Source organism: Mycobacterium sp. TY814 (genome assembly GCF_030755175.1).
Classification (GTDB): domain Bacteria; phylum Actinomycetota; class Actinomycetes; order Mycobacteriales; family Mycobacteriaceae; genus Mycobacterium.
Map to the genome: position 1 here is coordinate 490,248 of NZ_JAUFRY010000004.1, position 13,106 is coordinate 503,353.

Sequence of the window (13,106 nt, forward strand, 5' to 3'; positions counted from 1 at the left end):
GCTGGGGTGCCCGACACGCCCTATCTGCGGATCGATCTCGACCGGGTCCGCGACAACTTTCGGGCGGTGCGGGCGGCATTGCCCGACGCGGACATTCGCTACGCCGTCAAAGCCAACCCGGCCGAACCCATCCTGCGACTGCTCGCCGCCGAGGGATCGGCGTTCGACGTCGCGTCGGCGGGCGAGGCCGACGCCTGCATCGCCGCGCAGATCGGCGGGGACCGGCTGGCGTTCGGCAACACCATCAAGAAACCGGCGGCAGTGGCGGCGGCCTACGGCCGGGGGGTCCGACTGTTCGCCTTCGACACCGAGCACGACCTCGCCGTGCTGGCCGAGTACGCGCCTGGGTCCACGGTGGAATGCCGTATCGCCCCTCCGTTTCCGTCCTCGGTGACCCCGTTCGGTCACAAGTTCGGTTGCGCCCCAGCGCACGCCGCTGAACTGCTCAACCTGGCCCGGGCACGGGGGCTGGTCACCGGGGGCGTCAGCTTCCACGTGGGCTCGCAGCAACTCGACGTTTCCGCGTGGGACCTGGGCATCGCCTGCGCTGCTGGGATATTCGATGAAGTCGAGGGGCTGACGACGATCAACGCCGGCGGCGGATTCCCGCTGCCGTATGCCGGCACCGCACCCGAACTGGCGACGATCGCTGAGGTCATCGCATCGGCAATGCGGCGGCATTTCGGTTCGCAACCACCACGATTGGCGCTGGAGCCGGGACGGGCGATCGTCGGCTCCGCCGGCACCATCGCCGCCGAGGTGGTGTCGGTGCGGACCGGAACCGACGGCCGGCGCTGGGTCTATCTCGATGTCGGCCGTTACAGCGGTCTCGCCGAAACCGAGAACGAGTACATCCGCTACCGACTGCGGACGCAGCGCGACGGTGATGCCATTGCCGACGCGGTGTTGGCGGGGCCGACGTGTGACGGTGACGACGTGCTGTACCAGTGCTACCCGCTGCCGGTCACGCTGCGACCGGGCGACGGGGTGCAGATCTGCGACAGCGGTGCCTACACCGCGAGTTACGCATCCGTGCGATTCAACGGATTCGAGCCGCTGCCAACGCTTTTCGGCACGACGGAAAGTGCCGGCCGGACCATCGTCGAGCCACTGACATCGGGGCTCACCCGAAGCTGGACGCTGTCCGAGGTGATCCGCGACGTGCGCACCGACTACCAGGAACTGGTCATCGCTCGCACCGATCAGGGCGTGGCGTTGTTCAGCGACGGTGAACGCCAGAGCACCGCATTCAGTCAGCTGGTCTATCACGAGGCGCTGCTGGTGCCCGCGCTGCTGCTGGCCGGGCGTTTGGAGCGGGTGCTGATCATCGGCTCCGGGGAAGGCGTGGCCAGCCAGATGGCGATCGCGGCGGGAGCCGCCCACGTCGACCACGTCGACATCGACCGCGATGCGGTGCGGCTGTGCGCCGAACACCTGCCCTACGGCTACTCGATCGACGAATTACGCAGGGCTGAACAGGGATTCGGTCCGGTCACGATGCACTACCGCGACGGTTGGGACTTCGTGCAGCAATGCACCTCACCCTATGACATCGTGGTGGTGGATCTGCCCGACGAGCGCCCGGAGCCCGCTCAGCACAATCGACTGTACGACAACGGCTTTCTGGACCGGTGCCGCCGGATCGGCCGGGTCGTCGTCGGCCAGGCGGGCTGCCCTACCCTGTGGCGCAACGAGACGCTGCACCGGTCGTGGCGGCGATATCACGAAACATTCTCCACCACAGTGTATTTCGGTAGCGACGAGCACGAGTGGGCGTTCCTGTCCGGCCTTGCCGAGTTTGTCGCCGACCCGGTGGCCCTGATGTCCGAACGGCTGCCCACCCTGGCGTACCGGCCGCAGACCATCGACGCCGTGTCGCTGATCGCCGCTACGGTGCCACCGAAAAGCCTGCGCGACGCCGGGTCAGCGCAGAACCGTGGCGCGCCTGCGGATGCCGCGCAGCATTCCGCGTTCCATGACGAAGTGCGGAATGTCGAAGAAGGCCATGCCGGCAACGCCACCGGTACCCCGCGCTAGCAAGCGGGTCCCGCCGTCCTGCGGGCGCAGGTAGAACCCCCACGACGCGGTGGCCTTCTCGCCGCGCTGCACCCGCTCGAAGTCCGCCGGCGACATCAACACCAGGTGCGATCCGGGTTCGACCGCGGCGACCACTTGGCTCGCGTTGCGGCCGTACCGGCGAGCCAGCCAGACGATGTCGCCGACGTTCAACTGCTGCCATTCGGGGTGGATGGTGTCGGCGTTGTGAATGCGGGTGCCTGCCAGGCGTTCCAGCCAGTCGTAGCTGTAGAAGCCGCCGCGGTCCTCCCCGATCTGGGCCAGCCACGGCCAGATCGCCGCCGGCGTCGCGGCCACGGTGATGGCGCGGGTGGTACGCACCGCCCCCGGCTGGACCAGCTCGTCGCCGGGCAGCTCGGCGTTGATCTCCTCGTCGGTGGCGCCCCAGTTGTACATCACCGGCCGTCCGACCCAGTTGTACAGGCCGACGATGCCGCCCGCCGTCATCAGCGCTCCCAGCAGCGGCCGTTGGTTAGCCATGGTTGCTGACGTTAACGGTGGCCCCGGCAGCCGGGCAGAGGCTTAAGTCACCGGCGCCGGCTGGGCGGATGGCCGTTCCACCGGATGTGGGCGCGGGTGAACGCGGCCGTCTCCGAATACCCTAGGCGCTGTGCGGTCTCCTCGACGGTCAGTCCCGATTTCAGCAGTTCGCCCGCCAAGGTGGCCCGCACCTCGTCGAGCAGCGCCCGATAGCTGGTGCCCTCGGCGGCCAGCCGGCGGTGCAGGGTGCGCTCGGTGATGCACAGTTCCTTCGCGACCGTCGCCATCGACGGGATCTCCGCCGAATCCTGGATCAGCCTGGTCCGGACGGTCGCCGAGAACCCCCGCCGGGTGCGTCGCCGATTCAACAGCTCCTCGCACTGACGGATGCAGATCGCCGCCGTCTGCGGGTCGGCCGCGGGCATCGGCCGGCCGATCAGGTCGGCCGGGATGATCAGCGCATTGCGCGTGGTGTGCTCGACATGGACGGCCACGCCATCCAATTCGACTGTCTGCGTTGGTAATTGCATATCCGCAAGCTCCATCCGCAGGGTGACGGACGGGTGGTTGGCACCCAGCAGCAACGGCAGCAACCGCAACATGATCGCAAAATCGCGTTCCATGACAAAGCGCCGGACATCGTGCGGAATTGTGTTGTCGCGGAATTCGATGACCGCTTCGCTGCTGGTCACCTCCGCGACCAGGCTCAGATAGGTGTCGGCCAGAGCGGCATAGCGACAGGCGACGTCGATGGCGTCGCCGAACGTGGGACTGGCCATCAGCGCATAGCCGAAGATGCCGGTATCGGCGAGGTTGTACTGCATCCCGGTTTCCATGCCGAGCCCTGGCTTGTCGCCGAGCCGGCCGATCACATTGCGGATCATGGTCAGCTCTTGACTGGCATAGACCTCCGTCGCCGGATCGGCCAAGTCGTCGGATGTCAGCCCCGTTCCGGCGAGGCACGTCGCCGGGTCAAGCCCGTGCCGGCGGCCGGTCTCCAGCAGGTGCCGGCCGGTCGCAGACGACAGCGCCACTTCCCAGACAGGAGATGCAGCACCAACCATTGTCTGAAAATATCAAATCTGTGTCTGGAACGACCATTCTCACGACGTCCGACCCGGCCTAGCGTCATCGGAGTGACGACTGATCTGCTCAGGCCTGCGCCCCGGGCGCTTGCCTCGGCGGCACGGAGCTCGGTCACCGATCTCTGGCGACCCGTCGCCGTCGGCGGTTACCGCGACCTGCGCCGGCCGCATCCGAACTCCGCACCGGCATCGGTGCCGCGCACGACATTCGACCCCACGCTCGTCCGCAACATCGCCAACCCCTATCCCGACTATGAACGGATTCGGGAACACCCCGTGGTGATCAACGAACGTCTCGGCGTCTGGATGGTGGGGCGGTACGACGACGTCCACTCCGCCATCCGCGACAACACCACGTTCACCTCGCGCGATGGCATCACACTGCGGTCGTTCGCGGCGAACATGGTGGTCTTCACCGACCCACCGGATCACACCCGGCTGCGCCACATCGTGGCACCACTGTTCACCAAGCGGGCCGTCCAGGCGTGGACGACCGACATCCGCGCGCTGGCCGGCGAGGCGATCACCGGGCTCAAGCGCGGCGAGGTGGTGGATCTCGTTCCGGCACTGACCATCCCGATGCCCATCAATGTGATCGCCAACATCCTGGGTATTCCACGGCAACAGTGGCCGGCGTTCCGGGCGGTGTCGGAGAAGTTCGCGCAGATTTTCGCGCCGCGGTCACTATCGCAGATCGTGCGCATGATGGGCTCGGCGATGCAGGCCTATCTGCGGTTGCGTAGCTTCTCTGACGCCGAAATACGCATGCGCGCAACCCAACCCGCCGACGATCTGCTGACCCGCCTGCAGGCCGCCCTCGCCGCCGGGGAGCTGTCGGACAGCGAGGCGTTTCTGTATGTGCTCGTGCTGTTGGTGGCCGGCAACGAGACGACCACGAACCTGCTGGGGATGCTGCTCATCAGGCTCGCCGAGGACCCCGAGTTGTTCGCCGAACTGAAGGCGGACCGTAGCCGCCTCTACGCCGCGGTCGAAGAGACGGCGCGCTGGGGTTCGCCGGTGCAGTGGGTAACCCGGACGGCTACCGCCGACTACGAGATCGGCGACACGGTAATTCCCAAGGGCTCAAGGGCATTGCTGTTCTACGGGGCCGCCAACCGTGATCCCGGCAAGTTCGCCGAGCCGGACCGCTTCGACATCCGGCGCAACACCACCGGGCATCTCGCCTTCGGACACGGCCTGCATTTCTGCCTCGGAGCTCATCTGGCCCGTCTCGAAGCGGCCACGGCCATCGATTGTCTGCTGGACGAGGTGGACGGGTTGGAGCTGGCCGGGCCGGTCCGGTGGAGCATCACGCCGTCGCTGCGCGGACCGGTTTCGTTGCCGGTGCGGCTGACTCGCCGCTGACTTCGGCGAATCTCCGGCGCTGGGGCCGCGCCCGGGATTACCCTCGATTCGGCGGGGAAGTCATTCGAGGGGATTCGGCCATGTCGTACTTGGTCACAACGCCAGATTGGGTCACTGCTGCCGCCGAGGATCTGGCGGGGCTCGGTTCGTCGCTGCAGGAGGTGGCGACGGCGGCCTCGGCGCCCACCACCGGTATCGCGACCGCCGCCGCAGACGAGGTGTCGGCCGCCGTCGCGCAACTGTTCGGCGGCTTCGGCGAGGAGTTTCAGGCCGTCAGCGCGCAGGTGTCCGCGTACCATGCCGACTTCGCACGACTGCTGAACAGCAGCGCAGCGGGTTACGCGAGCGCGGAAATCGCCAATGCCGGAACGGTTCTCGCGAGTGCCGCGACGATCGTTCCGGGAGGCGCGTACGGGCAACTCGTCACCAACACGGCGACCAATCTGCAAGCACTGGGCGGCGCCTGGGCCGCGAACCCGTTCCCCTTCTTCCGGCAGTTCCTGGCCAACCAGGCGGGCTACGCACAGCAGATCGCTACTGCTATCGCGAACATCCCCGCCAACTTGCCCAATCTTCCTGCGGCGATTGAAGCCGCCATCCAGCAGGCGCTGTCCTTCAACGCGGCGTATTACGCACAGCAGTTCATCACCACCCAGATCGGCTTCGCGCAGACGTTCGTGACGTCGGCGATCAACGGGTTCAGCGGTCTGGCCGCGGGGCTGCCGACCTACGTATCGGGACTCCAGGTGGCCGCTCAAACCCTGTTGACCGGTAACTTCACCGGTGCGGTGTCCGACTTCGGCAGGGCCACTCTGGGCCTGCTGGTCACCGGGGTCGAGACCGGGCCGGTGACGACCACCGTGGATCTCCTGAATCTCACCTTCACCGCCACCGTGAATCCCACCATCCTCGGCCCGCTGGGTGACTTCTTCACCATCATGAATCTGCCGGGACAGGAGGCGCAGTACCTCACCAATCTGATGCCGCCGTCCCTCCCCCGGCAGATTTCCCAGAACTTCACGAATGTGCTTAACACGCTTACGGTTCCGAGTATCAGTGCGGAGGCTGACCTCAATATTCTCGCGGGCACCGGAACACTCGAAGCTTTCTTCGGGCTGCCGCTGGTGGCCACCTATGCCGCCGCCGGCGCCCCACTCGCGACGCTGAATGCAATCGCGACGAGCGCCGAAACCTTCGGGCAGCAGATCGCGGCCGGAAACTATCTGGGAGCGACGAGCACACTCTTCGATGCGCCGGCGGTGGCGCTGAACGGCTTCCTCAACGGCAATCTCCCGATCGACACGACGATCAATGTGCCGACCGGATCCGTGGATCCGAATCTGTTCCCCACCAATGTCGCAATCGTCCTGCACCTGCCCTCCGACGGGCTCCTGGTTCCACCCCATCCGGCCACCGCGACAGTCAATGTGCCCCCGTCTCTGCTGACACCGGGCGGTCTTTCACTACCGGTGACGATCTTCGGCACACCGTTCTCGGGACTACTCCCCCTGCTGGTCAACTACACGCCGCAGCAGCTCGCCCTGGCGATCAGGCCCGCGTAGCAACCGAGATTCAGAGAATCGCGACCGACACCACAATCCCGAGCGCGAACTGCGCCGCGGCCACCATCAAGGCGTCGTAGCTGAATTCGTCGGAGTGGAACAACGTGTCCATGTCGATGCCGATCACCACGGTCGCGATCCGCATCATCACCACCTGCGAGGCGATACCGACCAAACCGAACACCGCCGACGCCAGCAGCCCCTCCCGCAGGTTGCCCGACGACGAGTAAATCGCAATGACCACAATGAAAGCCATGCTGACCATTCCGGCCGCGGCCACCAGAATGGCGTTCGGCTTGCCCGCGTTGACCATCTTGCGAAGCGGGCCCGGCGTGGTCAGGTCGATGGCATAAAAGCCGACGATCATCAGCACCAGGCCGAGGATCGAGTAGAGCACGATGGCTCCGGCGCCCCGTCCCAGCCAGCTCCAGTAGTCCGAATGCGGCAGCGCAACAATCGTCGTCGTCATCGAAGATCAACTCCGTTCATCTCAAGGGTTCATCTCAGTGGAATTCGGTGTGGAACGAATGCCGCGCCATCGTCGGTGATGAGTCCGGCAGTCTCGCGGATGCCCAGACCCGCGGCGGTGTCGCCGACCACCCAGGCCCCCAAAGCCGGTCGCATGTCGTCGAACTCGGGCAGCGGGTCGAGCAACTGATAGACGAATCCCTCTTCGCCGTAGAAGCCTCCGGTGGCGGTCTCCATGCCGGCGCCGACGACGGTGACGTTCGCCCCTTCACGTCCGAGCTTGGGCTTGCGCACGTACTCGGTGAGCTCGTGCGGGTCGTCGAGGTAGGCCGGCAACAGGTTCGGGTGCCCCGGATACATCTCCCACAGCACCGCCAGGATCGCCTTGTTGGACAGCAGCGTCTTCCACAGCGGTTCGATCCACATGGTCTGCGGCAGCGTCTGCGCCACGTACTTGCCGAACTGATCGTCGAGCACCCATTCCCACGGATGCAGCTTGAAGATCGCCTGGATCGGATCCTCTTCGAGGTCGACGAAGCGCTCCAGCGCGGAGTCCCAGCCGACGTCCTCGATCAACAGCCCGACCGTGTGAAAACCGGCCTCGGCTGCGGTCTCCTGCATATAGGTGGTCGTGATCTGATCCTCGCCGGTGGCCTCCACGCCGGACCAGGCGAAGTGTAATTCGTTGCTGGGCAACAGATCACGGACCACGCCCCAGCGCTCCACCAACTGCTCGTGCAGCGAGTTCCACTGGTCGTCGTCGGGGAACTTGTCCTTCAGCCAATACCATTGCAAGATCGCGGCTTCCAGCAGCGTGGTGGGCGTATCGGCGTTGTATTCCAGCAGCACCGCGGGACGCCGGCCGTCATACCGCAGGTCGAAGCGGCCGTACACGTGCGGATCCGAGCGGCGCCAAGACTCGGCGACGTGCGGCCAACTCCATTCCGGCAAGCCGAAATCCGCGTAGCGCTCCATCAGCACCACTTGCTCGACGGCGTTCAGGCACATCGAGTGCAGCAGCTCGACGTCGGCTTCCAGGGCGAGGATCTCGTCCATCTCGAATTCGTAATAGACCGACTCGTCCCAGTACGGCCGGTCGGCTCCACGTGCGTCACGCGCCGGTGTGCCGTAGACGAGTCCCTGTGATTCGACGATCGACTGCCAGTTCGGCCGCGGCTGAGATCGGGCACGTTTCACGAGCCGCCGCCGCCCTTGCCACCACTGCCTCCGATGCCGCCGCGCTGGATCGTCGTGCCTGACTTGGTGGTGACGTTCGCTCCCTTGGGGATGCTGGTCGATCCGCCGATCGGCCGTTGCCCGACCGAACCGCTGCTGCCGTAGTAGTAGCGGTAGGAGTGTCCGCCCCAGAAGAAGAAGCCGTTCATGCCCGGGGTGTGGCCGGTGCAGTAGCTGTCGGGCACGATCACCGGCTGACCGCTGGGGTCGTCCTGGACGCACTGCGCGGTGACGTTGTCCGGCCGCAGCAACCAGTACCCGACACCCGCCACCAGTCCGACCACGCCGACGGCCGCCGCGGACCCCATCAGGATGCGCTTCTGCTTCTGCCGCTTGGCCTCGGCGGCCTGGCGCGCCTCTTCGAGCTCGCGCTGCTTGTCTTCGTGCTTGCGGCGCGCGCGCAGCTCGGCCGGCGTCGGCGGCCTCGGCTTCGTCGTGGCGGCGTCCTGGAACTGAATGCTGCCCAGGGGTTTCAGCAGGGGTGTGTCCGGCTTGTCAGGCGCGTCCTTGAACGGACGGTTCGCGCCCAGCGAACTGCGGCGCGGACGATCCGCGGCCGGTTTGCCCGGCTCGGGCTTGGTCTCCGCGGGCTTGCTCTCCTCGGTCCCGCGGCCCTCGGCCGGGCCGTCCTCTGTCTTACCCTCTTCAGGCGGATCTGATTCGGAATCCACTAGGTCCCCTCCGGTCCCCGCTCACCGTGGCCCGCATTCCTGATCACGCGGGCAGTCTCCCACATCGTCGCCGCCTGCGTGGCTAAGACCACCAGCGCTCCAGCACGCGCGCCACACCGTCCTGACTGTTGGGCGCGGTGACCTCGTCGGCGGCCGCCAGTGCGTCGGGGTGCGCATTGCCCATCGCCACGCCCAGCCCCGCCTGCAGCAACATCGGCACATCGTTGGGCATGTCGCCGAAGGCGATCACCTCAGACTCGAGAATGCCCAGCGGTTCGGCGACCTCGCGCAGGCCACTGGCCTTACTGATTCCCCGCGGCAGGATCTCCAGCAGGCCGTTGTTCGTCGAGTACGTCAGATCGCTGTCGTCACCGATGTGCCCGGCCAGCGCCGCAGCCATGTCCGCACTGACCGCGCCGGCCTTGCGGATCAGCAACTTGATCGCCGGTGCACTCAGCAAGTCGTCGAACGACACTTCGGTGTTGTCCGGGTTCAGCCACGCGTGCTCGTAGCCGGGCGAGCTGATGAACTGCGGTGTGGCGGTGTCGTGGGCGCGCTCGCCGATGCGCTCGACGGCCAGCCCGGCACCCGGGATGATCCGGCGTGCGACGTCCGCGAGGGTCGCCAGGGTCTCGACCGACAGCGTCTGCGCCGACAACACCCGGTCGTGTTCGGGGTCGTAGATGACCGCACCGTTCGCGCAGACGGCCATCGGCGCGAAACCGAGGGCCTCGACAACCGGCTTGATCCAGCGTGGCGGGCGACCGGTGGCCAGCACGAAGTGAGCACCACCGGCTACCGCGGCCTGAACCGCCGCGCGCGTGCGCGCGCTGAGCCTTTCTTCCTCATTGAGCAGGGTGCCGTCGACGTCGCACCCGATGAGCGCAGGCTGCTTCGACGACGGAGTTCGCTCGGCGGTCGGCTCAGGCATCGGATCCCAGAGCCGACGTGTGGTCAGGAGCGGCCGGGTTTGTCAGAGGGGCCCGCCTTCTGTCGCTTCTTCGCCGCATCGTTGTACATCTCGCGCTTGCGGGCTCGTTCGGCCAGTTCGGCGATACGGAATTCTTTGGACTCGTCCGGGGTCGGCGCACTGCCGCCCAACCGGCGCGGCACCCAGGGCTCGCCCTCGGGATGCGGATAGTTCTCCTGCGCCCAGTACAGCATCGCCTGCATCGCCTGACGCAGAGTGGCGTTGAGCGCTTCGTGGTCGCCTCCCGGAGACAAGGGCGGCCCGATCGCCGCGGTGATGGGAATCTTGCTGCGCACCAGCTTCTTGGGATGATCTTTGGGCCAGATCCGGTGTGCACCCCAGACGATCATCGGAACGATCGGCACCTGCGCCTCGACCGCCATCCGCGCTGCCCCGGTCTTGAATTCCCGGAGTTCGAAGCTCCGGCTGATCGTCGCCTCCGGATGCACCCCGACAAGCTCGCCCTCCCGTAGCCGCTGTACGGCCACCGCGTAGGCGTCGGCACCCATGCTGCGGTCGACCGGGATCAGCTGGATGTGCTTGATCACGTAGTTGACCGCCTTCACCTCCTGCATTTCGGCCTTGATCATGAACCGCAACCGGCGCTTGCGCTCCTTGGCGGCAAGCGACGCGGGAATCCAGTCCACGTAGCTGGTGTGATTCAGTGCGATGATGGCGCCGCCCTGGGCAGGAATGTTCTCCAGGCCGTAGTACGTGATCTTGTTTCCATTCAGCGCCATAGCTGTCGGGACGAGATACTCCAGCATCCGGAAGACTGGCTCGGCCATCTCTTAGGTCTCCTTTTTCCCTACCGTGACTGACGCGGTGTCCGGCGTAAGCCCCTCGCCGCCGTTTCCTCAGCGTCCATTCGCGCGGCCTCATCCACTGTTGGCGCCCCGCCGCCAAGCCGGCGCGGCACCCAATGCTCGCCGGCTGGATGAGGATAATCCTGCTGCACCCGATGCAACAGCGAAGTCATCGACTCGTAAAGCTCTTTGTTGGCCAGTGAGACGTCGCGCGCAACGGGCAGCGGAGGCCCCACCGCGACGGTCACCGGCACCTTCTTGCGCCCCAACTGCCTGGGCAGGCCCTTGGTCCAGATGCGCTGAGCGCCCCAGACGATGAGCGGGACAATCGGTACGCCGGCCTCGATCGCCATCCGGGCGGCGCCCGTCTTGAAGTCCTTGAGCTCGAAGCTGCGGCTGATCGTGGCCTCCGGATAGACCGCGACCAGCTCGCCGTCCCGGAGCGCCTGCACCGCCGCGTCGTACGCATCGTGACCGGCGCTCCGGTCCACCGGAATCGCCCCGTTCTGCCTGATCAGGAAGTTCACGACCTTCACCCGCTGCATCTCGGCCTTGATCATGAACCGCAACCGGCGGTGCCGCCGGCGCATCGCCAGGCCGGCCGGCAGAAAGTCGACGTAACTGGTGTGGTTGATGGCGACCACGGCACCGCCCCGCGCGGGAATGTTCTGCTCGCCCACGTACGTGATCCGCGTTCCGGTGGCCCCGACCAGCAGCTGGGCCAAAATCTCGCAGGCACGGTAAATGGGCTCCGCCATCGGTCACTGCTCCGCGGCTCCAGTGGGGTGCGCCCGCTCGGCACGACGCGCCGCCTTGGCCGCCGCCTCTTCCGCATCCATACGGGCCGCCTCGGCCAGCGACGGGGCCCCGCCGCCCAGTCGCCGCGGCACCCAGAACTCGCCGGCGGGGTGGGGGCCGTACTGCTCCTGGGCGCGGATCAGCAGGTGCTGCATCCGGGAGTGCAGCAGTGTGGTCAGTTCATTGGTCGACAGCGTCGGCTCGATCGGTTCACCGACGATCACCTGAATCGGCACCTTGGGCCGGAAGATCTTCTTGGGGTGGCCCTTCGTCCAGATCCGCTGTGCGCCCCACACGATGTGCGGAACGATCGGCACGCCGGCTTCGATCGCCATCCGGGCAGCGCCGGTCTTGAACTCTTTGATCTCGAAGCTACGGCTGATCGTCGCCTCCGGGTACACGCCCACCAACTCACCGGCCCGAAGGTTCTCGACGGCCGCGGCGTACGACGCAGCACCACTTTCCCGGTCCACCGGGATGTGCCGGAAGGATCGCATCAGCGGGCCGGAGATCTTGTGGTCGAACACCTCCTGCTTGGCCATGAACCGCACTTTGCGGCCCAGCCCCTGCTTGTAGGCCGGCAAACCGGCCAACGTGAAGTCCAGATAGCCGGTGTGGTTGATTGCGACCACGGCGCCACCACTGGTCGGCAGGTTCTCCACGCCGGTGACGGTGATCTTGAGACCCTGCAGGCGGAAGATCATTCGGGCGAGGGTGATGGCGGTGCCGTATGCAGGTTCCACAGCAATTCAGCCTAATGCTCCGGGCTGCCGGATACCCCAAGTGGGCAAAATGCGCAGCCAGACCCGCCCAGAGAGGTGCGCTTTGTCCTTCCCCCTGACGCCACCGCCGGTGCCGGCCGTGGTGCGCCGGCTGGCCGCCGGGCGCCCGCTGCGCGCGGTCTGGCGCAACGAGCTCGGCGACGTCACCTTCCGGGTGGGCGAAACCTCTGCAACAGGCACCGAGTTCATCAAAGTCGGCGGGGTCCACTCCCCCGATTTCGCACGCGAAGCCCAGCGGTTGCGCTGGGCCGCGCCCTACATCCCGGTGCCCCCCGTCATCGACTGCGGCATCGACGACAGCGGCGCCTGGCTGCGCACCGGCGGACTGCCCGGTGTGTCCGCGGTGCACCCACGCTGGCAGGCGACGCCCGCTGTCGCGGTTGCCGCGATCGCTGTGGGGTTGCGCACACTGCACGACAGCCTGCCGGTGGCGTCGTGCCCGTTCGACTGGTCGGTCGCCAGCCGGCTGCCGCTGCTGCACCCTGCACACCGCGCGAACCTCCCGGATCCCCCGCCGATCGATCGGCTGGTGGTCTGCCACGGCGACGCCTGCGCGCCGAACACGCTGATCGACGGCGCGGGCCGCTACTGCGGTCATGTCGACTTCGGCGAACTCGGTGTCGCCGACCGCTGGGCCGACCTGGCCGTGGCAACGCTGTCGCTGCGCTGGAACTACCCCGGCCGGAACTGGGAGGCGGAGTTCTTCGCCGCCTACGGCATCGAGCCCGACCCCCTGCGCATCGACTACTACCGACGCTTGTGGGAAGACCCGGACCTCTGACGCAGGCTAAACTCGGGGCGTCTCAG

General features: G+C 66.6%; 13 protein-coding genes. 4 read left to right on the top strand and 9 right to left on the bottom strand.

The features are described 5' to 3' along the window. The first annotated feature begins 6 nt into the window (after positions 1-6). The gene (locus tag QXH22_RS27485; RefSeq protein ID WP_306277559.1) at positions 7-2,037 is read left to right on the top strand and encodes an alanine racemase; all 2,031 of its coding nucleotides are present in this window, start codon (positions 7-9) and stop codon (positions 2,035-2,037) included. On the opposite strand, the gene QXH22_RS27490 is transcribed toward QXH22_RS27485, so the two are convergent. Then, positions 1,924-2,556, bottom strand: coding sequence for a hypothetical protein (locus QXH22_RS27490; RefSeq protein WP_306277560.1), 633 nt, complete (start codon positions 2,554-2,556; stop codon positions 1,924-1,926). The two genes, QXH22_RS27485 and QXH22_RS27490, sit on opposite strands and share 114 nt — an antisense overlap. Positions 2,557-2,603: 47 nt before the next feature. Further along, positions 2,604-3,620 carry an AraC family transcriptional regulator gene (locus tag QXH22_RS27495; RefSeq protein WP_306277561.1) on the bottom strand — a complete coding sequence of 339 codons (1,017 nt, stop codon included), beginning with the start codon at positions 3,618-3,620 and terminating at the stop codon, positions 2,604-2,606. 72 nt (positions 3,621-3,692) lie between these two features. On the opposite strand from QXH22_RS27495, the gene QXH22_RS27500 reads away from it, so the two are divergent. Beyond that, complete coding sequence (locus QXH22_RS27500) at positions 3,693-5,006, top strand: cytochrome P450 (protein WP_306277562.1); 1,314 nt, start codon at positions 3,693-3,695, stop codon at positions 5,004-5,006. 80 nt (positions 5,007-5,086) lie between these two features. Continuing rightward, positions 5,087-6,568 (top strand): PE family protein, encoded by a 1,482-nt coding sequence (locus QXH22_RS27505; RefSeq protein ID WP_306277563.1) that lies wholly within the window; start codon positions 5,087-5,089, stop codon positions 6,566-6,568. 10 nt (positions 6,569-6,578) lie between these two features. Here the strand turns inward: QXH22_RS27505 and QXH22_RS27510 are convergent, their stop codons facing one another. The 7 genes from QXH22_RS27510 to QXH22_RS27540 form a co-directional block, all read right to left on the bottom strand. After that, positions 6,579-7,037: a DUF350 domain-containing protein gene (locus QXH22_RS27510; protein ID WP_065049165.1), complete on the bottom strand. Its 459-nt coding sequence runs from the start codon at positions 7,035-7,037 to the stop codon at positions 6,579-6,581. 29 nt (positions 7,038-7,066) lie between these two features. Continuing rightward, positions 7,067-8,233, bottom strand: a complete 1,167-nt coding sequence (locus QXH22_RS27515) for a glutathionylspermidine synthase family protein (protein WP_306246705.1) — start codon at positions 8,231-8,233, stop codon at positions 7,067-7,069. Then, a complete protein-coding gene (locus QXH22_RS27520) occupies positions 8,230-8,943 on the bottom strand; it encodes a hypothetical protein (protein ID WP_306246703.1) in 714 nt (237 codons plus the stop codon). The genes QXH22_RS27515 and QXH22_RS27520 overlap by 4 nt, the downstream gene beginning before the upstream one ends. A gap of 82 nt (positions 8,944-9,025) precedes the next feature. Next, a complete protein-coding gene (locus tag QXH22_RS27525; protein WP_306246700.1) occupies positions 9,026-9,874 on the bottom strand; it encodes an HAD family hydrolase in 849 nt (282 codons plus the stop codon). Positions 9,875-9,897: 23 nt separating this feature from the next. Continuing rightward, positions 9,898-10,701 carry a 1-acyl-sn-glycerol-3-phosphate acyltransferase gene (locus QXH22_RS27530; RefSeq protein ID WP_306246698.1) on the bottom strand — a complete coding sequence of 268 codons (804 nt, stop codon included), beginning with the start codon at positions 10,699-10,701 and terminating at the stop codon, positions 9,898-9,900. 20 nt (positions 10,702-10,721) lie between these two features. Beyond that, a complete protein-coding gene (locus QXH22_RS27535) occupies positions 10,722-11,477 on the bottom strand; it encodes a 1-acyl-sn-glycerol-3-phosphate acyltransferase (RefSeq protein WP_306246696.1) in 756 nt (251 codons plus the stop codon). A 3-nt stretch (positions 11,478-11,480) separates the two neighbouring features. Next, positions 11,481-12,260, bottom strand: a complete 780-nt coding sequence (locus QXH22_RS27540; protein WP_306246694.1) for a 1-acyl-sn-glycerol-3-phosphate acyltransferase — start codon at positions 12,258-12,260, stop codon at positions 11,481-11,483. Between the two features lie 82 nt (positions 12,261-12,342). Between QXH22_RS27540 and QXH22_RS27545 the strand changes: the two genes are divergently transcribed. Further along, on the top strand, positions 12,343-13,080 hold the full coding sequence (locus QXH22_RS27545; RefSeq protein ID WP_306277564.1) for a phosphotransferase: 738 nt from the start codon (positions 12,343-12,345) through the stop codon (positions 13,078-13,080). Positions 13,081-13,106: the final 26 nt, after the last annotated feature.